The sequence below is a fragment of the Collimonas pratensis genome (genome assembly GCF_001584185.1).
Lineage (GTDB): Bacteria > Pseudomonadota > Gammaproteobacteria > Burkholderiales > Burkholderiaceae_D > Collimonas > Collimonas pratensis.
This window is the reverse complement of the sequence record NZ_CP013234.1, coordinates 2,850,294-2,871,052: the sequence shown is the minus strand read 5'-3', so window position 1 is coordinate 2,871,052 and position 20,759 is coordinate 2,850,294. Positions and strand designations below refer to the sequence as shown.

Annotated in this window: 16 protein-coding genes; 10 read left to right on the top strand and 6 right to left on the bottom strand. The window is 61.3% G+C overall.

The window, feature by feature from the left end:
- The first annotated feature begins 42 nt into the window (after nt 1-42).
- The 5 genes from CPter91_RS12985 (at nt 43) to CPter91_RS12965 (ending at nt 4,611) form a co-directional block, all read left to right on the top strand.
- On the top strand, nt 43-1,581 hold the full coding sequence (locus CPter91_RS12985; RefSeq protein WP_061940943.1) for a DUF1800 domain-containing protein: 1,539 nt from the start codon (nt 43-45) through the stop codon (nt 1,579-1,581).
- 29 nt (nt 1,582-1,610) lie between these two features.
- Nucleotides 1,611-2,852, top strand: coding sequence for a DUF1501 domain-containing protein (locus CPter91_RS12980; RefSeq protein ID WP_335340097.1), 1,242 nt, complete (start codon nt 1,611-1,613; stop codon nt 2,850-2,852).
- A gap of 119 nt (nt 2,853-2,971) precedes the next feature.
- Nucleotides 2,972-3,298, top strand: a complete 327-nt coding sequence (locus tag CPter91_RS12975; RefSeq protein WP_061940935.1) for a YbjQ family protein — start codon at nt 2,972-2,974, stop codon at nt 3,296-3,298.
- Between the two features lie 2 nt (nt 3,299-3,300).
- A complete protein-coding gene (locus tag CPter91_RS12970) occupies nt 3,301-3,603 on the top strand; it encodes a hypothetical protein (protein WP_061940932.1) in 303 nt (100 codons plus the stop codon).
- A gap of 54 nt (nt 3,604-3,657) precedes the next feature.
- A complete protein-coding gene (locus CPter91_RS12965) occupies nt 3,658-4,611 on the top strand; it encodes a cupin-like domain-containing protein (protein WP_061940929.1) in 954 nt (317 codons plus the stop codon).
- Between the two features lie 29 nt (nt 4,612-4,640).
- Here the strand turns inward: CPter91_RS12965 and CPter91_RS26485 are convergent, their stop codons facing one another.
- Nucleotides 4,641-5,279: a hypothetical protein gene (locus tag CPter91_RS26485; RefSeq protein ID WP_150119682.1), complete on the bottom strand. Its 639-nt coding sequence runs from the start codon at nt 5,277-5,279 to the stop codon at nt 4,641-4,643.
- A gap of 78 nt (nt 5,280-5,357) precedes the next feature.
- Between CPter91_RS26485 and CPter91_RS26480 the strand changes: the two genes are divergently transcribed.
- Nucleotides 5,358-5,696, top strand: coding sequence for a hypothetical protein (locus CPter91_RS26480; RefSeq protein ID WP_150119681.1), 339 nt, complete (start codon nt 5,358-5,360; stop codon nt 5,694-5,696).
- On the opposite strand, the gene CPter91_RS12955 is transcribed toward CPter91_RS26480, so the two are convergent.
- The gene (locus tag CPter91_RS12955; RefSeq protein WP_061940909.1) at nt 5,659-6,357 is read right to left on the bottom strand and encodes an aspartyl/asparaginyl beta-hydroxylase domain-containing protein; all 699 of its coding nucleotides are present in this window, start codon (nt 6,355-6,357) and stop codon (nt 5,659-5,661) included. The two genes, CPter91_RS26480 and CPter91_RS12955, sit on opposite strands and share 38 nt — an antisense overlap.
- Nucleotides 6,358-6,555: 198 nt before the next feature.
- Here CPter91_RS12955 and CPter91_RS12950 point away from each other — a divergent pair, with 198 nt between their 5' ends.
- The gene (locus CPter91_RS12950; protein WP_061940907.1) at nt 6,556-7,065 is read left to right on the top strand and encodes a GNAT family N-acetyltransferase; all 510 of its coding nucleotides are present in this window, start codon (nt 6,556-6,558) and stop codon (nt 7,063-7,065) included.
- Nucleotides 7,066-7,071: 6 nt separating this feature from the next.
- On the opposite strand, the gene CPter91_RS12945 is transcribed toward CPter91_RS12950, so the two are convergent.
- From CPter91_RS12945 to CPter91_RS12935, 3 genes are all read right to left on the bottom strand, one after another.
- On the bottom strand, nt 7,072-7,392 hold the full coding sequence (locus CPter91_RS12945; protein ID WP_061946188.1) for a DUF6916 family protein: 321 nt from the start codon (nt 7,390-7,392) through the stop codon (nt 7,072-7,074).
- Between the two features lie 76 nt (nt 7,393-7,468).
- The gene (locus CPter91_RS12940; RefSeq protein ID WP_061940904.1) at nt 7,469-8,062 is read right to left on the bottom strand and encodes a phage tail protein; all 594 of its coding nucleotides are present in this window, start codon (nt 8,060-8,062) and stop codon (nt 7,469-7,471) included.
- Nucleotides 8,063-8,143: 81 nt separating this feature from the next.
- Nucleotides 8,144-8,737, bottom strand: coding sequence for a phage tail protein (locus CPter91_RS12935; protein WP_061940901.1), 594 nt, complete (start codon nt 8,735-8,737; stop codon nt 8,144-8,146).
- Between the two features lie 580 nt (nt 8,738-9,317).
- Here CPter91_RS12935 and CPter91_RS12930 point away from each other — a divergent pair.
- Nucleotides 9,318-16,928, top strand: coding sequence for a two-partner secretion domain-containing protein (locus CPter91_RS12930; protein ID WP_082792814.1), 7,611 nt, complete (start codon nt 9,318-9,320; stop codon nt 16,926-16,928).
- 40 nt (nt 16,929-16,968) lie between these two features.
- Nucleotides 16,969-18,639, top strand: coding sequence for a ShlB/FhaC/HecB family hemolysin secretion/activation protein (locus tag CPter91_RS12925; RefSeq protein ID WP_099047196.1), 1,671 nt, complete (start codon nt 16,969-16,971; stop codon nt 18,637-18,639).
- 19 nt (nt 18,640-18,658) lie between these two features.
- Here CPter91_RS12925 and CPter91_RS12920 read toward each other — a convergent pair whose 3' ends face one another.
- Complete coding sequence (locus CPter91_RS12920; protein WP_061940893.1) at nt 18,659-19,480, bottom strand: sulfotransferase family protein; 822 nt, start codon at nt 19,478-19,480, stop codon at nt 18,659-18,661.
- Between the two features lie 219 nt (nt 19,481-19,699).
- Here CPter91_RS12920 and cysC point away from each other — a divergent pair, with 219 nt between their 5' ends.
- A complete protein-coding gene (cysC, locus tag CPter91_RS12915; RefSeq protein WP_061940890.1) occupies nt 19,700-20,341 on the top strand; it encodes an adenylyl-sulfate kinase in 642 nt (213 codons plus the stop codon).
- The last annotated feature ends 418 nt before the right edge of the window (nt 20,342-20,759 follow it).

The window sequence follows — 20,759 nt, the reverse complement described above, 5'->3', positions numbered from 1 at the left end:
CCGATTTTTCCTGATTCCAATAATTACAGCCGGGGACCGCTGATGAAACTACCTATCCGCTTCGCCATGCTCGCCTTGTTCTCAATCAGCAGCTTGGCGGCAACGGCGGCGCCCCTGAGCAGCGACCAGCAAGCCTTGCACGTCCTCGACCGGCTCGGCTACGGGCCCAGGCCTGGCGATATCGACATGGTCAGGCAGATGGGCGTCGAGCGCTACATCGACAGCCAGCTGCATCCCGAAAGCATCCCTCTGCCAGCCGCGCTATCGGCGCGCTTGAGTACGCTTGACGCCAGCAACGCCAGCGCCGGCGAAGTGCTGGCCGAATTCCTGGCTGTGCGCAAGGTCGCCAACGACGGCGATGAAGCCGCCAAGGAAAAGCGGCGCGAAGTGGTCGGCAAGATCGTCGAGCAGAATGCCGAAGCCAGGATCGCCCGCGCCATCGACAGCCCGCGCCAGCTGGAAGAAGTGATGGTCGATTTCTGGTTCAACCACTTCAATGTGTATGCCGGCAAAGGCCTGGACCGGGCCTTGGTCGGCAGCTACGAACGCGATGCGATCCGGCCTTACGTGCTGGGCAATTTCCGCGATCTTTTGGGCGCCACCGCCAAGCATCCCGCCATGCTGTTCTACCTGGATAACTGGCTCTCCACGGCCAATGATTTCCAGCCCGGGCAAGGCCGGCGCGGCGCTGCCCAGGGGCAAAAAGCCAAAGCCACCGGCCTCAATGAAAACTATGCACGCGAACTGATGGAGCTGCATACGCTAGGCGTGGATGGCGGCTATAGCCAGAAAGACGTGACCGAGCTGGCGCGCATGCTGACCGGCTGGAGCTTCGAGCCGCGCGAGCTGGTGCGCAACAATCGTACTTTCCGTTTCGATGCGCAAAGGCATGATATGGGCGACAAGGAATGGCTAGGCCACCACGTCGCTGCCCAGGGCCAGGGCGAGGGAGAATTCGCGCTGGACGTGCTGGCCATGCATCCGGCCACCGCCCGTCATCTGAGCTATCAGCTGGCGCAATATTTTGTGCAGGACAACCCGCCGCCACAACTGGTCGAACGCATGGCCAAGCGCTATCTGGAAACCAAAGGCAATATCCGCGAGGTATTGCGTGTCATGTTCCACAGCCCTGAATTCTTGGCCGCCGGCACGGTCGGCGCCAAGTTCAAGACGCCTTACCAGTATGTGATTTCGGCGGCGCGCGCCGGCCATATGCCGATCACCAATGTGCGGCCTTTGCTGGGAGCCATGAACCAGCTTGGCATGCCGCTGTATGGCGCGCAAACTCCGGACGGCTATAAGAATACCGAAGCCGCGTGGCTCAATCCGGACGCCTTGACGCGGCGCATCACCTTTGCCACCGCGCTGGCAGCGGGGCGTCTGCCGTTGAACAAGCCGGCCGGCCAGGACGGCAATGCGGCAGCCGCGCCGGTTGCTGCCGAGCCGCCGCTCGACGCCGACAGTTTGCTGAACACGCTCGGACCGGCGATTTCAGCCAAGACGCGCGCCACCATCAGCAATAACCCGGCTGCCTTGCGCGCCGCCATGGTGCTCGGCAGCCCGGATTTCATGCAGCGCTGAGGCGCGACCAGATTGCATCCCAGGAGAACATGATGGACCGTAGACATTTGCTCAAACTGATGGCGCTGACAGGCAGCCTGGTGATCCCGGTCGGCCGTCAGGCCTGGGCCGCGGTCGGCGACGACAGCGCCGCCACCAGGCGCAAGCTGGTGGTGGTGATGCTGCGCGGCGCAGTCGACGGCCTGAATGTGGTCGCGCCGTACGGCGACGCCAACTACGCGCGCCTGCGGCCGACCATCGGCCTGGCGCGGCCGGGGCAGGATGGCGGCGCGCTGGACCTGGACGGCTATTTCGGCCTGCATCCGGCGCTAGCCTCCTTGCAGCCGTTGTGGGAACAAAAGAAACTGGCCTTCATCCACGCCTCCGGTTCGCCGGACGCAACGCGATCCCATTTTGACGCTCAGGATTACCTGGAATCCGGCACGCCCGGCAGGAAGTCGACCCAGGACGGCTGGCTGAACCGCTTGCTGACTGTCTTGCCGGGCGCAGCATCGCCGACCCGGGCCATCAGCATCGGTCCGCTGATGCCGCGAATCCTGGCCGGCCGGGCGCCGGCCACCAATCTGGCGGCGGGCGCCGCCGGCACCAAGCAATCGATACTCGACCGGCCGCAGATCGGCAGCGCCTTCGACCAGATGTACCAAGGCAGCGATAAATTTGCCAGCGCCTACCAGGATGGGCGCGATGCGCACAAGGAGGTCATGACGGCTTCCATGCAAGATGAAATGCAGGCAGCCAATGGCGGTGCTCCATTGCCGAACGGTTTTCCGAACGATGCGGCGCATCTGGCCAAGTTGATGCGCAACGATCCCAAGATCCAGATCGCTTTCGTGGCGCTGGGCGGCTGGGATACGCATGCCTACCAAGGCAACGGCAAAGGCCTGCTGGCCAACCGGCTGATGCCTTTAGGGCAGGGCCTGGCGACGCTGGCGCAAGGGCTGGGGCCGATGTTCGACGACACCACCATCGTCGTTATGTCAGAGTTCGGCCGCACCGCGCGCCAGAACGGCAATGGCGGCACCGATCACGGCCACGGCAATGTGATGTGGGTGCTGGGCGGCGGCGTTGCCGGCGGCAAGGTCTACGGCGACTGGCAGGGATTGGGCGAAGCCCAGCTGCATGAGGGCCGCGATCTGCCTGTCACCACGGATTTCCGTTCGGTGCTGGCGCAGGTCAGCGAGCGCCATCTGCGCTTGAGCGATCAGCAACTGGCCCAGGTATTCCCGGCGATGCCCGCGGCCAGTCCCGGACTCAATTTCCTACGCAGTTGAATCCCTTCTTTGCAGTATTTCCATTTTTTACTCAGGCCGTTCGACCTGAGTAAAATTGTTGCCGCCTGCTTGCTGCAGTCAATTACAATTGAAATACAGCAACACGCAAAGAGGGAAACATGCTCGTCGTTACTACAGAAAACATCACCGGTTATCGCATCAAGGAAGTCAAAGGCCAGGTATTCGGACTGGTGGTGCGCAGCCGCGGGCTGGCCGGCAACATCATGGCCGGGCTGCGTTCCATCATCGGTGGCGAAATCACGGAATACACGCAATTGCTGGAAGAAGCGCGCCGCCACGCGGTCGACCGCATGGTCAAGAATGCGCACCGGATGGGCGCCAACGCGGTGGTCATGATGCGCTTCGATTCGTCCGAAATGGGCCAGACCATGAGTGAAATCGTGGCCTACGGTACCGCCGTTGTCATTGAACCCGTGGCGCCGTAAACATGTTGCGTCTGGCCTTGCTTGGATTTGCCGTGCTGCTGACCGGCGCCGGCATTTTCTGCCGCATGCGCGGCGAGCCGGCCGCCTTCCCCCTGACTAGCTGGGGCCTGATATTGCTGATCGCGGTGCTGGCGGAGCGCTGGCGCTATACCCGCAAACACAAGGCCGACGACGGTCCGTGGCAGGAAACCGGGGAACGCTTCGTCGATCCGGAATCTGGTCGCCTGATGAGCGTTCAATACAGTCCAAGCAGCGGCGAGCGGCGCTATGTTGCCGTCGGCGAAGATTCCGGGATCGCGCCATAATAGAGGCAGAGGCGCTGCCAGGCAGCGCCGCCGCAACGTTAACCGCTACGAGATATGACACAAATTCTAGGCCCTTCATTCAAGCTGGTCGAACAAATCGATGTATCTGAGCTGGCGCAAGCCGGTGGCTTTGGCACTAGAACCCGGCCCTTGCTGGTCAAAGGTGCTTTACGCGGCTGGCCGGCGCAGCAGAACTGGTCGTTTGAAAAGATGGCGCAGCTGCGCAACAAGGACGGCTCCGAGCCGGTCCGCAAATTCCAGAACGGCCTGGTAGAGCAGGGCGAAACCCAGGAACGGCCGGCGCTGCCGATTGCGCCTTATTTACTCGAGCTGGCAGAGCTTGCCAAGGAACCGGTGAGCGAGCAGGCGGGGTTGTTGCCGAACCAGCGGCGGCGACTGCTGCATCCGGACGAGGAATTCCATCTCAACTGGGCACACATGCAATCGTTTGCGCCGCATCGCAATTACCTGGCGCAGTGGAGCATCCTGGAGGATTTCCCGCAGCTGCGCAGCGATTTCGATATCCGCAGCTTATGGCCGGGCTGGCGCTGGACCTGGGAATCGGTCTTCATGGGGCCGGCCAACACCCATACCGGACTGCATCGCGACGTTCCCAACAACTGGTTTTGCCAGGCGCGCGGGGTCAAGGAATTCGTCATGTTCCCGCCCTCGGAAGAAGCGTTCATGAACCCATCCAACAAGTACGACTGGGGCGCTACGCTGAGCACCATCAATATCGCCCGCTTCAACGAATTTCCGGAGCAGCTGCGCGCACTGGAGCAAGCCAAGGGACTGTATGCGCGGGTGGAGCAGGGCGACGCCTTGTTCATCCCCAAGCGGACCTGGCACGCGGTGGTGTCGCTGGCGCCATCGATCAGCCTGGCGGTGTTCGGCCTGACCGCGAAAGAGATCCTGCTGAGCGGAGTGCCGACGGCGACCAAGGACCTGCTGCACAATATGCATCTGTACCGCTGGGGGCATTGCATCTGCCATAAGCATATTGCTTAGCTGACGCCGTTTGAAATGACGGTAGCGTATCAGCAGGAGAGTTTTGCCCGCAGTTGCTCAAGGCGGGCATACAGTGCCTGTGCCGGCTGCAGATCTGCCGGCGCGCATGACTCCTTCTTTTCTTCGGCAAATCCTTGTTCCGGGTATTTTGCGTGAAAACGCGAACGGACTGCCATCTCAGCGGTTTCCGTTTCATCCAGGGCCAAGCCTGAAAATTCAGCCAGCCGGCGCACGATTTCAATGCCACCTTGCCGGTAGTCCAGCAGGAGTGAACGATCGTCTGTTTCGGCGATGTGCAAGAATTGCGAATAATAATATTCCAGCACCTTGGCGATATAGCGGTCGCCATCGTAACTCGTCGATTCCGCCTGCGACATGCCGAACAGTTCCGGTTCAAGCAGCCCCGGCACAGCCTGCATCCCGCGCCGCTTCTGATGTGAGAAAACCACTTCGTCCGGGCTGCGATACAGCAGTATGAACGGAACCTCGGGGTAGAGCCTTCTCAGGGTGCCGGAAAAAAAGACATGCCAGCTGTCGAGCTTGATAAACAAATGTTTTTCCTGTCCAAGCCTGCGCCGTCCCAGCAAAGCGATGCTGGCTTTCAGCGCAGCTTCCGCGTCTGCAGAATCGGCCTGCTTGCGGGACATGCGCAGCAATTCATCGATCAAGGGCACTTCGGACAGGGCAATATTTTTTTCGCTCAATCCGAGCAGCTGCGAGACCAGGGTTGAACCGCAACGCGAAACATGGAAAATGAAAGCGCTTGGCGCGACCACGTCGGCCGCGGCTGCGGCGCAATCTGTCAGGTATTCCAGCGAGCTGAGGCTGGGAAAGCGCCGGTTGATGGGGGTGCTGGCTTTGCAGCGCAAAATCGTGTCGGTGAAAAACGGCTCGGCAATGCGCTTGCCCGCCAGGTCGAGCCAGAGACAACGCCATTGCTGTTCTTGCTGCAGCAGTCTGTAGGGTATCCATTCCTCGAGCAGGACAGCTGCATCATCTTGCGGTATTTCTTGCCGTATCTCTTGTTGTATCTCTCGGTGCATTGCGCTATTCATCGATATCCGCCTCGGCTTCCAGCTGTTTGATCAAGCGCTCTGCCGTATCGGTTTTCATCTCCGACAACTGGGCGATCACCATGGCGCGTGTTGCGCGGTCAAGCCTGCGGCTGCGCGCCTCCGCGTCGAAATCGTAGCCGGCCTGCCGGAACAGCGTATCTGACCAGTCATTCCTTTTGCAGTCCAGGATCAGGTTGGTGCGCGCCGTGCCTCCGCGGTTTTCGACACTATGTGGCTGGCTGAAATCGGCATACCAGCATTCGCCTGCGCACATGTCCAAAGCATGTCCGCCAACCAGGAATCGTACTTGCTCGCTGGTCTCGATCGGGATGTGTACGCGAAAGACGTCAAACTGATAGCCGGTTTGCACATCCCGATGCTCCTTGATATGTGCGCCAGGCGCCAGGTGCAGCAGCCTGGCCGATTCTATCTCGCATGCGAAGGCGTCGAAGACGGTGGCGATGTAGGAGCAACGGCCGAGCACAGGCGTGTCGATATAGCCGGCGCTGCCTGGGTGGGAATAGATATCGTCCGCCTTGCCGGAGGCAGAGCGCAAGGCCAGGCCGGACCACAGGCCGGAATAGTCCTCGGTATGGAAATGCCGCGGCCAGTCCATGGTTTCGCAGGTCCGCAAATCCTGTAGCAGTCGATCCGGATCAAAGAGTAGCGGCAATTTGAGGAAGCTGTTCATTCGACTACCTTCAATCCAGTTAATGCGTCGACTGCGGCACATATCAGCATCGGAGTTTGCCTGCGATTCAAGCAAAAATCTTGCGTCGAGGCACTTTATTTGAGGCTGCTTCATCCGTCAAGGCAGCTTCTGTTATAAGCTGCTCCACCATTGCGATGTACTACGCGGTATTCACTTTAATTCCGGATAAAGCTCAGCATGCTTACTTCTTCCTCCGCCATGCCGGCCGGCATTTCCCTGCGGCCCGCTACCGTCGGCGACCAGCCTTTCCTGGCAACCCTGTATCGTTCCGCCCGGCCAGACCTGCAATTCATCGACGGCGAACCCGAATTCGTCGAAACCGTGATCGCCCAGCAATATGCGGTGCATGCCCAGGGCACCGGTGAAGAATATCCGAACGCCATGCATTTCGTCATCGAGAAAACCCAGGCCGCCGTCGGTGCGCTGGTGGTGGATTTCGGTCATAACGAAGTGCGCGTGATTTACATCGCTTTCCTTGTCGCCGCCCGCGGCTTCGGCTATGGCAAGGCCGTCCTGCGCGGTGTGCAGCAAGCCGCAAGCCAGGTGCAGTGCCCGGTCGTGGTGGTGGTGTGGCACAACAATCCCGGCGCCAAGCGGATCTACCTGGAATTGGGATTCCAGGTGGAAGAATCGGAATTGATGGCCGATCGCATGGTGTGGTACCCGGGCAAGCCATCCCTGCCTTGAATCCCCTTAGCTGAACACCACCTGAAAATACGCGCCGGCCGGATCGCGTCCGAGCGGCGCCAGGCGCGATATATAAACCCCTTCCAAGCGCTCGCGCTGCGGCAGGTCGATCGCACATGGGCCTTCGAGAAAATCGGTGGCCTGTTGCGCGGTCAAGGTGACGATGAACGGCAGGCGCTGCTGTTCCGGCGCATACGGGTTGCGGTATTGCGCTTTCACATTCACGCTGTCGACCAGCACCGGCAAGGCGCTGCCGTCCGGCAGCTGCAGCGTGCAGAGCTGTCCGGTCGAGGGAGTGAAATACGCGGCATCAACAAGTTCTAGCATCGGATTTGATCTGTCTGCAATGAAAAAACGGAAGCGCAGCTGGCCGGCAAACGGCCGGCTGCGCACTTGCGGCCTGTTAGTTACGAGACGGGAAAATACCCACCAGCGCGATGCTGAAGTTCAGCGCCAGGAAGGGATTCATGCTGCCTACGGGGAGTGAATTGCCGGTGAGAGCATTGGTGACGGTGCCGCCGGAGCTGCCGCCGCCACCGCCCAGGGGAATGGTGCCCGCCACCGAACCCCAGATGGCCGCACCCTGCGGGCCGCCAGGCGATCCGGACAAGACGTTGTTGGTTGCGCTTGGCGCCAGCTGATTGCCGACCGTATTGGTCGATACCATATAGCCGCTGCCGCCGCCCGCAGGGGTAAAGGTGGCGACGTGGGTATGGGACGGCATGTTGTTGACGGTGATCGAAATGCTTTCCGTGCCGGACGCTTCGCCGAGCACGCGTGGGGTCAAGCCGCCTCCGTTGCCTTGGCCGATCGGCACCCGTCCTTGCAGATTCGGCAGCTGGAAGTTTGTCGTGCCGTTGCCGCCGTAGGTGGTGCCCAGCAGCGAGAACAAGGCTGCATATTGCTGAATGGCGAGGGTCTGGCCGTTGCAGAGCTGCCAGCCGTTAGGATTAAACTGAAAACCGAAAGTCATTATGCTGCCGAGAAATACTTCCATGGAAATCTCCCTTGTGATTGCTGCGTTTTAAGGACCGGTGTTTTTGCTGTTCTAGGCGTAATGATGTGGCTGTCGCGTTGCTTAATTGCGCGAAGGGAAAATGCCCGTCAAGGCGATGCTGAAGTTCAGCGCCAGGTAGGGATTCATGCTTCCCACGACCTGACTGTTGCCGGTGACGGCGTTGGTTACCGTGGCGCCGCCACTGCCGCCGCCACCGCCCAAGGGGACGGTGGGCGCCGTCGAGCCCCAGATCGCTCCGCCCTGGTTGCCGGCCGGCGATCCTGACAGGATGTTGTTGGTTGCGCTGGGCGCCGGCAGGTTGCCGGCGGTGTTGGCCGATACCGTGTAGCTGCTGCCGCCGCCAGAAGGCGTGAAGGTGGCGGTATGCGTGTGCGAGGGCAGGTTGCTGAGGCCGACTGAAATGTTTTCGCTACCGGAAAACTGGCCGATCACACGTGGGCTCAGCGCTGCGCCGTTACCTTGGCAAAGCGGCATTCGCCCCTGCAAATTCGGCAACTGGAAGGTTTGCACGCCGTCGCCGCCAAAGTTGGTGCCGAGCAAGGCGAACAGGGCTGAATACTGGTCGATGCTGATGGCTTGGCCGTTGCATGGCTGCCAGCCGCTGGGATTGAACTGAAAACCGAAAGTCATGATGCTACCGAGAAATATGTTCATCGCATTTCCTTCCGCATTTCCTTCGTTAAGTAGCCTGTTTTGCTACGGATCGGGGTTGCTGAATGTTAAATTGCAGCAAGGCGCAGTTGAACAGGAAAAATGCGATTCGGCAATAGAATTCGGCAGTACAAACCTGAAAAAAGTGGCGTCGAGAGGCTTAACCGAGGCCAAAATCCAACGGAAACATTAATATACAATTCAGTTTAACAATTAGCTTGCGTGTAACACATTCACTTGAGTAATATTTTGCTTAAAAGAAAGCTGGATAGGGAAACCAGCCATGCCCCCCAGGCTGACATTGTTTGCATGTCAGCTTTCATTTTGGTGCACCTTGCGCCAGTCACCGCCCCTTGAATCCGTTGTCTTTGTAATACGTTTTGTTTGAGAGTTGGCCCAGCCGCACTGCTTTTTTTTCGGCGCTGGGCAACTAAAGCACAGTTTCTGCGTGACGAATGCGCGGCATCGCTGTCGATGCCGCACGGTTTGTTGAAGCGAGGAGCAGGCGGGCGGCCGACCAGGCCTGGACCAGCTACGCGCATTGTTTGGTTGAGTACTGCAGGTTCACTGAGGAAAACAAGCCATGAAACGCCACGGGTCTATGAACCACATCTATCGCCTGGTCTGGAGCACCGTGACCAACGGCTGGATCGCAGTAGCGGAAACCACGCGTGGACGCGGCAAAGGCGGGCGCCGCAAGCTGGTGGCGGCAGCCTTGTCGCTGACGGCGATTGCCGCCCAGGCGGCGCCGACCGGCGGCCAGATTGTCGCCGGCAGCGGCAGCGTCCGCCAATCCGGCGCCACCACCACGATCAGCCAGACCAGCCAGAACGCCACCCTGAACTGGAGCGGCTTCAACATCGCACCGCAGGAAACGGTGAATTTCGTGCAGCCCTCGGTCAGCGCGATTGCTGTCAACCGCATATTCGATACCAACGGTACGCAGATCCTTGGCCACCTGAATGCCAACGGCCAGGTATTCCTGATCAACCCGAACGGCGTCCTGTTCGGCGCCGGCGCACAGGTCAATGTCGGCGGCCTGGTTGCTTCCACCCTGGATGTGCATGATGCCGGCTTGAACGGCAACACCCGCACTTTCAGCGGCAATGGTTCCGGCAGCGTGGTCAACCAAGGTGCTATCACCGCAGTTAACGGCGGCTATGTCGCCTTGCTCGGCAACCATGTCAGCAACCAGGGCACGATCAGCGCGCCTCAGGGCGCGGTGGCGCTCGGCGCCGGCAACGCCGTCACCCTCACGTTCAGCGGCAACAGCCTGCTGCAGCTGCAGGTCGACCAGAGCGTCTTAAACAGCGCGGCAGAAAACGGCGGCTTGATCCGGGCCGACGGCGGCCGCGTGATCATGAGCGCCGGCGCCAAAGATGCATTGCTGGCCAGCGTCGTCAACAACAGCGGCGTGATTGAAGCACACACCGTGGACAACCAGGGCGGCACGATCACCCTGCTGGGCGGCATGGCAGCGGGAACCGTCAACGTCGGCGGCACGCTGGACGCCAGTGCGCCGGCCGGCGGCAACGGCGGCTTCATCGAGACCAGCGCGGCTAACGTCAAGGTAGCGAATGGCGCCAGGATCACCACCGCCGCGGCGCTAGGCCTGGCCGGCACCTGGCTGATCGATCCGACCGATTTCACGATCGCGGCCAGCAACGGCGACCTGACCGGCGCTGCGCTTAACGCCTCATTAAGCGCGGGCAATGTGACGATTTCTTCGGCCAGCGGCGCCAGCGGCAGCAGCGGCAATGTCAACGTCGACGACACAGTCAGCTGGAGCGGACACAAGCTGACCCTGAACGCCAGCAACGATGTGAACATCAACGCCACGATGACGGCCAGCGGCTCCGCCAGCCTGGATCTTGAGCCTGGCAGCGGCCATGTCAATGTCGCCCTGGGCAGCAGCGGATTCAACGGCCGCGTCAATTTCAGCGGCAGCGGCGTGCTGACCATGAACAATCACGTCTATACGGTCATCAACTCACTGGGTACGGCCGCCAGCAGCGGCGACGGCAGCCTGCAGGGGACGCTAGGAAACCTGGCCGGCTATTATGCGCTGGGCAGCGACATCAACGCTGCCGCCACCTCGGCCTGGAATAGCGGCGCAGGCTTCACGCCGATAGGCACGGGCAGCACGCTATTCTCGGGCACGTTCGATGGCCTGGGCCATACGATCAGCGGTCTCGCGGTCACCCCAGGGGCAAGCGGCACGGGGCGCGGCCTGTTCGGCGAATCGAGCGGCGTGATTCGCAACGTCGGCCTGGTGGGCGGGAGTGTCGCCGTCACCGGTTCGAATTATACCGGCCAGTTGGCGGGTTTCAACAGCGGCGCCATCAGCAACAGTTATGCGACAGGCAGCGTGAGCGCTAGCGGCCCTACCACTTCCGTCGGCGGCTTGGTGGGGTGGAACCAGGGAGGCACGATTTCCAGGAGTTACGCTACCGGCACCGTCAACGGCGGGGCGGCCAGTATCTCCGTAGGCGGTTTGCTCGGCGGTTTGCAAGGCGGCACGGTCAGCGATAGCTACGCAACGGGGAATGTAACCGGCGCCAGCAGCAGTGTCGGCGGATTGGTAGGGTATGCCTACGGCGCGCCCGGCATCACCAGCCTGATTATCAATAGCCATGCCACCGGCTCTGTGAGCGGCGCCTCATATGTAGGTGGCTTGCTGGGTTCCAATTATGGCTTTACCGGCTCGGCCCGAGTTAGCAACAGTTATGCGACCGGCAGCGTTTCCGGTACCAGTGCTGTCGGCGGCCTGGTTGGCCACAATTATGGCGCCGTCGCCTCGGGAGGCGCACCAGCGGGCAACCCTGTGATCGACAACAGCTATGCAACGGGCAGCGTAACCGGCACTGCCGGTGCGTCCTTTGTCGGTGGACTGGTAGGCAATAATACCGGCGGCGGCGGGTTAGGCGGCACGGTCACCAACAGCTTTTCGACAGGCAGCGTCAGCGCCGGGGCCGGCTCGATCTCGGTTGGCGGCTTGATCGGCAACAACAGCGGCGGCGCCGGCATCGTTACCGGCAGTTTCTGGGATAAAACAAGCTCCGGCCAGGCGACCTCCGACGGCGGCACCGGCATGACCACTGCCAACATGCAGAACCAGGCCAATTTCACCTCCAGCACCGCTGCCAACGGCAATCTGAACCCGGCCTGGGATTTCAGCGGCACCTGGATCATGTCCGGCGGCTATCCGCTCTTACTCTCTGGCATGACGGCGCTAACCGTCTCGGCCAACAACGCCAGCAGCACTTTCAACGGCGCAGCCTATGCCAGCAACAATGGCGTTACCTACACCGGCCTGAATGGCTACCGGTACAGCGCGACGCCGGTCGGCGTGCTGGGCAGCATCACTTATGGCGGAACCTCGCAAGCCGCGGTCAACGCCGGCACTTACACGATCACGGCGTCCGGCCTTTCTTCCAGCGGCCAGCAGGGTTACATCGTTACCTATGTCAACGGCGCATTGACGATCAATCCGCTGGCGCTCACCGGCACACTCGGCGCCGGCAGCTCTGTCTATGGTTCAGCCCTGCTGCCGGGCACGGTGACTTTCACCAACATGGTTGCCGGCCATGTGGTCACAGCCGCGCCGGTCAGCGTGAATACGGCTGGGCTCACCAGCGGCAGCGGCCACCTGACGGCTGGTACGCATAACGGCATCGAATCGGTGGGTACGGTCTTGAGTGGGGCGGACGCGGGCAACTATACCTTTGCCGGCGCCACCGGCAACTACACCGTTACGCCTCTGGCCTTGACCGGTTCGGTAGCGACCGGCAGCTCGACTTACGGTGCGACCCTGGTCCCGGGTGCCGCGAACTTCACCAATGCTGTCTCTGGCGATGCGTTGGGTACGGCGACTGTTGGCGTCAACACTACGGGCCTGACCAGCAGCAGCGGGCACTTGACGGCCGGTACGCATAGCGGCATTGAAACGGTCAGCGCCTTGAGTGGGGCCGATGCCGGCAACTACACTTTCAGTGGAGTCACGGGCGACTACACCGTCAACCAGCTGGCTTTGACCGCAACGGTTGGCGCTGGCAGTTCGACCTACGGCTCGACCCTGGTGCCAGGCGCGGTGAATTTCACCAACGCCGTGGGCGGCGATTTTGTCACCCCCGGTGCAGTCACAGTGAATACGACGGGCTTGACCAGCAGCAGCGGCCACTTGATTGCCGGCACCCACACCGGCATCGAATCGGTGGGTACGGCCTTGAGCGGAGCGGACGCGGGCAACTACACGTTTGCCGGTGCTACCGGCGACTATACCGTCGCCCAGTTGGCCCTGACCGGTACGGTTGCGGGGGGCAGCTCGACCTACGGTGCGGCTCTGGTCCCGGGCGCGGCGAACTTCACCAATGCCGTCTCAGGCGATGCGCTGGGTACGGCGACGGTTGGCGTCAATACCACTGGCCTGACCAGCAGCAGCGGTCATCTGATTGCGGGCACGCATAACGGCATTGAAACGATCAGCGCCTTGAGCGGAGCCGATGCCGGCAACTACACTTTCAGTGGAGTCACAGGCAACTACACCGTCAACCAGCTGGTATTGAACGCTACGGTTGGCGCGGGTAGTTCGACCTACGGCTCGACCCTGGCGCCGGGCGCGGTGAATTTCACCAACGCCGTGAGCGGCGACCTGGTCACTCCCGGCGCAGTCACGGTGAATACGACCGGCCTGACCAGCAGCAGTGGTCACCTGATTGCCGGCACCCACACCGGCATCGAATCGGTGGGCACGGCCTTGGGCGGCGCGGACGCGGGCAACTACAGCTTTGCCGGCGCCACCGGCGACTATACCGTCAGCCAGCTGGCTTTGAACGGCACGGTTGCGGCGGGCAGCTCGGTCTACGGTGCGGTGCTGGTCCCTGGCGCAGCGAACTTTACGAATGCTGTCGGCGGTGACCTGGTCACACCCGGAGCCGTCACAGTGAATACGACTGGCCTGACCAGCAGCAGCGGCCATCTGACGGCTGGTACGCATAACGGTATCGAATCGGTGGGTACGGCCCTGGGTGGCGCGGACGCAGGCAATTACACCTTTGCCGGCGCCACCGGCAACTACACCGTTACGCCTCTGGCCCTGACCGGTTCGGTAGCGACCGGCAGCTCGACTTACGGTGCGACCCTGGTCCCGGGTGCCGCGAACTTCACCAATGCTGTCTCTGGCGATGCGTTGGGTACGGCGACTGTTGGCGTCAACACTACGGGCCTGACCAGCAGCAGCGGTCATCTGATTGCCGGTACGCATAACGGCATTGAAACGGTCAGCGCCTTGAGCGGAGCCGATGCCGGCAACTACACTTTCAGCGGAGTCACAGGCAGCTACACCGTCAACCAGCTGGCCCTGAACGGCACGCTTGCGGCGGGCAGTTCGACCTACGGCTCGACCTTGGCGCCAGGCGCGGTGAATTTCACCAACGCCGTGACAGGTGACCTGGTCACACCCGGCGCAGTCACGGTGAATACAACAGGCCTGACCAGCAGCAGCGGCCACTTGATTGCCGGCACCCACACCGGCATCGAATCGGTGGGTACGGCCTTGAGCGGAGCGGACGCGGGCAACTACACGTTTGCCGGTGCTACCGGCGACTATACCGTCGCCCAGTTGGCCCTGACCGGTACGGTTGCGGCGGGCAGCTCGACTTACGGCTCGGCCTTGGTTCCGGGCGCGGCGAACTTCACCAATGCCGTCTCAGGCGATGCGCTGGGTACGGCGACGGTTGGCGTTAATACCACTGGCCTGACCAGCAGCAGCGGTCATCTGATTGCGGGCACGCATAACGGCATTGAAACGATCAGCGCCTTGAGCGGAGCCGATGCCGGCAACTACACTTTTAACGGAGTCACGGGCAACTACACCGTCAACCAGCTGGTATTGAACGCTACGGTTGGCGCGGGTAGTTCGACCTACGGCTCGACCCTGGCGCCGGGCGCGGTGAATTTCACCAACGCCGTGAGCGGCGACCTGGTCACTCCCGGCGCAGTCACGGTCAATACGACCGGCCTGACCAGCAGCAGTGGTCACCTGATTGCCGGCACCCACACCGGCATCGAATCGGTGGGCGCGGCCTTGGGCGGCGCGGACGCGGGCAACTACAGCTTTGCCGGCGCCACCGGCGACTATACCGTCAGCCAGCTGGCTTTGAACGGCACGGTTGCGGCGGGCAGCTCGGTCTACGGTGCGGTGCTGGTCCCTGGCGCAGCGAACTTTACGAATGCCGTCAGCGGAGACCTGGTCACGCCGGGCGCCGTCACGGTGAATACGACCGGCCTGACCAGCAGCAGCGGCCATCTGGTTGCCGGCACGCATAACGGCATCGAATCGGTGGGCACTGCCTTGGGTGGTGCTGATGCAGGCAATTACACCTTCGCCGGCGCCATCGGCAACTACACTGTCAGTCCATTGGCATTGACCGGCAGCATCGCGGCTGGCAGTTCAACCTATGGTTCGGTGCTGGCGCCGGGCGCGGCGAATTTCACCAATGCGGTGTCGGGCGATGCGCTGGGTACGGCCACGGTTGGCGTCAATATCACCGGCTTGACCAGCAGCAGCGGCCACCTGATCGCCGGTACCCACACCGGCATCGAATCGGTCAGTGCGTTGAGCGGGGCAGATGCCGGCAACTACACCTTTGCAGCACCAACCGGCGACTATACTGTCAACCAGCTGGCGTTGACCGGTTCGATCGGCACTGGCAGTTCGACCTATGGTGCGGTGCTGGCGCCGGGTGCTGTGAATTTCACTAATGCTGTCACGGGCGACGTGCTTGGCACTGCGACGGTTGGCGTCAACACGACCGGCCTGACCAGTAGCAGCGGCCACCTGATTGCCGGCAGCCACACCGGCATCGAATCTGTCAGTGCGCTGAGCGGCGCCGATGCCAGCAACTACACGTTTGCCGGACCAACCGGCGACTATACCGTCAGCCAGCTGGCTCTGGCCGGTACCATCGCAGCCGGCAGTTCGACCTACGGTGCGGCGCTGACCCCGGGCGCATTCAGCATATCGAACGTCATATCGGGAGACCTTGTCAACGCCCCCGGCGTTTCCGTGAACACGACTGGACTGACCAGCAGTAGCGGCCATCTGATTGCCGGCACTCACGTCGGCATCGAATCGGCGAGCGGCGCCTTGGGTGGCGTCGATGCCGGCAACTACATACTGGGCAGCATCAGCGGCGACTATACCGTCAGCCGGCAATCGGTCACGATCACTGCCAGCGGCGTCAACAAAGTCTATGACGCGACAACTTCCGGTTCGGCGATATTGGCCGGCAGCGGCCTGATCGGCGGCGACAAGGTGACCTTCAGCGACAGCTCGGCAAGTTTTGGCGACAAGAATGCAGGCACGGGCAAGACGGTCAGCGTTGCCGGCATCAGCGCCAGCGGGGCGGATGCGGGCAACTACCTGGTCAGCAATACCACCACAACGACCACGGCCGATATCACGCCGCTGGCCATCACCGTTGCCGCCATCGGCGCCAATAAAACCTATGACGGCAACACCACGGCGGCGGTGACGCTCAGCGGCGGACTGGCTGGCGATGCGATTTCGTTCAGCGATACCTCTGCCAACTTCGCCGACAAGAATGTCGGCGTCGGCAAGACCGTGACGGTAGCGGGTATCAGCGCCAGCGGCGCTGATGCCGGCAACTATACGGTGAGCAGCACGAGCACGACCAGCGCCAATATCACGCCGGCAACGCTTACCTACACGGCAACCCCGGCCAGCAGCATTGCCGGGCAAACGCCGAGCGGCCTGACTGGCACCCTGAGCGGCCTGGTGGGAGGCGACACCTTGGGCAGTGCTACGAGCGGCAGCCTGAGCTGGACCACCAACGCCCAGCCGACCAGCCTGCCGGGACTGTATGCGATTGACGGCGGCGGCTTGAGCGCGATGAACTATGTGTTCGTGCAAGCGGCAGGCAACGCCACCGCGCTGACTTTGAAGCCGGGGGCGGCCCCGGTCTCGGTGCAGAACGTGATCACCGCGCTGGACTCGGTATTTGCTACCCCGCACGCGGGCATCAACCTGGCAGCGCTCGACTTGGTTCAGTTCAATGTCCAGCCGTCGAACAATCCATCCAGCTTCAAGGGCGACGGCATGAACGGAGTGGAAGTGAAGATCACGGGCAGCGGAGTCAGGCTCCCGGACAATATTGTGAGCACGGATGAATAGGCGAGCCTCAATGAACAATAACGGTAGATTCCAATATCCCATGAAGCCGATCATCGCAGCCATGCTGCTCAGCTATCCCTATTTCTGCGCGTTGGCGGCTGAGCCGGTGACCCCGCCCGGCGCCGGTTCCATACTGCAGCAGATCCAGCCGCTCAAGCCGGCGCCGCCCTCGTCAACCGGAACCGGCTTGACCATCGAGCAGGGGGGCGTCGCCCAGCAGCCGGCGGGGGCGGCTTTCAGCGTCACCAGCATACAGCTGTCCGGCAATACCGCGTTCGATACGGCCACCCTGCATGCGCTGGTGGCCGACGCCGAGGGCAAGAATCTCACTTTGGCCCAGCTCGTCGCAGTGGTTGCGCGCATCACCGACTACTACCATAGCCACGGCTATCCGCTGGCGCGCGCCATCATCCCGGCCCAGACCGTGCAAGGCGGCGTAGTCAAGGTGATGGTGATCGAGGCTCGTTACGGCCAGGTCAAGCTGGATAACCGCAGCCGCGTGAGCGATGGCCTGCTGCTGCAAACCTTGTCGCCATTGCAGGCCGGACAAGCGGTCACCCAGGCCGGGCTTGACCGCACGCTGCTGCTGGCCTCGGATATTCCGGGCGTCACTGTCAGCGCGCTGCTGAAACCGGGGGACGCGGTCGGCACTTCCGACCTGCAGGTGCAAGCTGACCCGGCGGCGCAGGTTGCCGGCAACGTGACGCTGGACAATTTCGGCAACCGCTATACCGGCCGGGCTCGCCTCGGCGCCGCTGTGAATGTCTTCAATCCGCTGCACCATGGCGATGTCCTCAGCATCGGCGCGCTGACCAGCGGCAGAGACATGAATTACGGCAGTATCGCCTATGAAACCCTGCTCAATGGCATGGGCACACGCATGGGCGGCTCCTATTCGGCGCTGCATTACATCCTCGGCGATAGCCTGGGCGCTCTGGATGCGCGCGGCACCGCGCAAGTGGCGAGCATCTGGGTCAAACATCCCTTCATGCGCACGCGCGACGCCAATCTGTACGGCCAGATCCAGTACGACCACAAGCAGCTGAACGACCGTATCGGCGTCAGCAACATCAAGACGGACCGCCATCTGGATAACTGGAGCGCTAGCCTGAACGGCGACTGGCGCAACGGCGTGCTGGCCGGCGGCATCGGCACCTGGAATATCGGCATTACCGCGGGACGTGTCGGCTTCGATGACCGGGCGGCGCAGCTGTCTGATTCCGTCACCGCCAAAACACAGGGCAGCTACACGAAATGGAACGGCAATCTGGCGCAGCTACAGAACCTGAGCCAGAACGATTCCCTGTATTTCGCACTGGCTGGCCAATGGACGAACGGTAACCTGGATCCCGCGGAAAAGATGGTCGCCGGCGGTCCCTACACAGTGCGCGCCTATGACATCGGCGCGTTGTCGGGCGACACCGGGGTGTTCGGCTCGATCGAACTGCGGCACGAGCTCGGCCAGTTCGCCAGCGGACGCTGGCAAGTGCTGGCCTTCGTCGACAGCGAACACGTGACGGTCAACAAGAATCCTTGGCTGCCGGGCGACAATGGCGCAACGCTGAGTGGGGCCGGGGTCGGCATGAACTGGAGCGGACCGGACCAGTGGCATGCCAAGCTCTATATTGCGGCGCCGTTCGGCTCGACCCCGCAACTGATAGGCGACAACAAGTCGGTGCGCGCCTGGGCCGAAATCGGCAAGGCGTTCTAGAGAACCTTGATCGCGGGCCTTACATCTTCTGCGGATAGTAAAGCTGGTAGAACCAGGAGCAGGCGGTTTCGATCTGTGCCTGTATGCGCGGCGGAATCTCGTGCCGCTTCGGCTTGGTGATCTGGTTGGCCTGTTTGTGACTGTATTTCATGTGATAGTGGCTATCGCTTTCCTGCAACCCGATCGCCAGATGGTCAGGATCGATCTCGAACGGCGACAGTCCCAGCCAGGAATACAGATGCGTCATGCAGGCCGAGGGGCGCTCCATCAAATCTTCAAAACGGATGAAATACAGGCGTTCCTGCACATGCTTAGGGAGGTCGGCAACCGCATGCAGGGAAATCAGCGGAGCGCCGATGGCCTTGTCTTTGGCGAACAGCATGTCGGCCCGCCCGAAGCGGTCGAAATCGGCCAGGTGATCGATGAAATCGACCAGGATGGTACGCTGGTGCTGTGCTTCGATAGAACCGTAGATTTGTCCGAGTTCGCGCAGGCACACGATCAGCTTGGCGTTCGGCTCGATATGCAGCAGCAGCTCTATCGCATGCAGCCATGCGCGGTTCTTGTCCACCACCGCCTTCTTGCTGCAGTCATGATGCCAGCCGCGCAAGAATCCCTGCATCGCCGACGTCAGGTGGGCATAGCTTTGCTCGAACTGGGTATCGAGCTGCGACAGGAAAAAAGTATCTTCGCTGATCATGCGGCGGATCCCCAGCAGGGTGTTGCACAGGGGAGAGCTGTGGCCTTCGCAATGAATCTCGGGATGCTGGGCCAGCAGCTGGCACAGCAGCGTGGAACCCGCTCTTGGTAAACCCGTTACGCCGACGAATGCTGGAGTCATCAGAAATGGCCTTTGCTATCAAATTGAGTTGCTGTCCGAGGCTTTTTTCGCAGCGCCCGGCGTCGGTAAACTGTTCGGCAAATATTACCGCATCCTGTGCCTGTGTGGCGTGGCTAATGCTTGAATCACGGAGTTGAATCGCTCCGGCTGCGGCGTTTTGATGCATCATGTATGCTGCTGCGTGGCCGTCGCAGGGCGTCGTATTCTGTGGAGTGTTGAATGGAAAAAAATTTGACAGCGGTACCCCATGCCTTGAATCCATCGCAGCGGGCGGCGCATTACGGCCACCGTGGTGCCGTCATGTGGCTGACCGGTTTGTCTGCGTCCGGCAAATCCTCGCTCGCCATGGCGCTGGAACATGCGCTGACGACGCTGGGATATTCCTGCTACGTGCTGGATGGCGACAATGTACGCAAGGGCCTGAATGCCAATCTTGGCTTCAGTCCGGCGGACAGAAGCGAAAATATCCGGCGCGTAGGCGAGGTCGCGGCATTGTTTGCCGACGCCGGCCTGATCTGCATCACGGCCTTCATTTCTCCTTACCGCGCCGACCGCGCACGGGCCCGGCAATCCTGCGGCGAGGCGTTTCACGAAATCCATGTCGCCGCCGACCTGGCGACCTGTGAAGCGCGTGACCCCAAGGGCCTGTATAAAAAAGCACGTTCGGGCGAATTGCGCGAGTTTACCGGCATCAGCGCGCCATATGAAATACCGGAGCATCCGCAGCTTGCCATCGATACCGGTCATGAAAGTATCGCAGCGAGCGTGCAGAAGCTGGTGGCGTATGTGGAGCGCAATCTGCCGCTGGACGTAAATTGCGCTTCTCGCCGAATGCCGTCTTCGATCCGTTCCGGATTCTGAGTGAAATAAACGACAACAGAAGCTGTTTGCCGGCAGGCCGCTGACAAACGCCTGTCGCGATTCTTATCGCCGCCCAGCCGGCAGGCCTCAAAGATCACTGAAAGCATTCGTTGCATGTATGCCAAGCGCATTGCACCTGGAAGACTGTACTGACGTGTTTTGTACAGACAGGTTGGTATAGCGCGGAATATGCCAGATAATGTCAGCTTACTGCTGCACGACCCCGTACACAAGGCCGAGACAATCTTTGCGTATGGCTAACAAAGCGCTCCCGCTGAATAAAATCCCCGCGTAAAAAACAACAGACCGCAAATCATTGCAGGCTGCCGTTCGTCTTTTATACAACGCCGATTAGCGCTATCTCGTGCACTAAAGAGAACTTGCACAAACTAAACAGATCAGTCTATTAACTAAACAC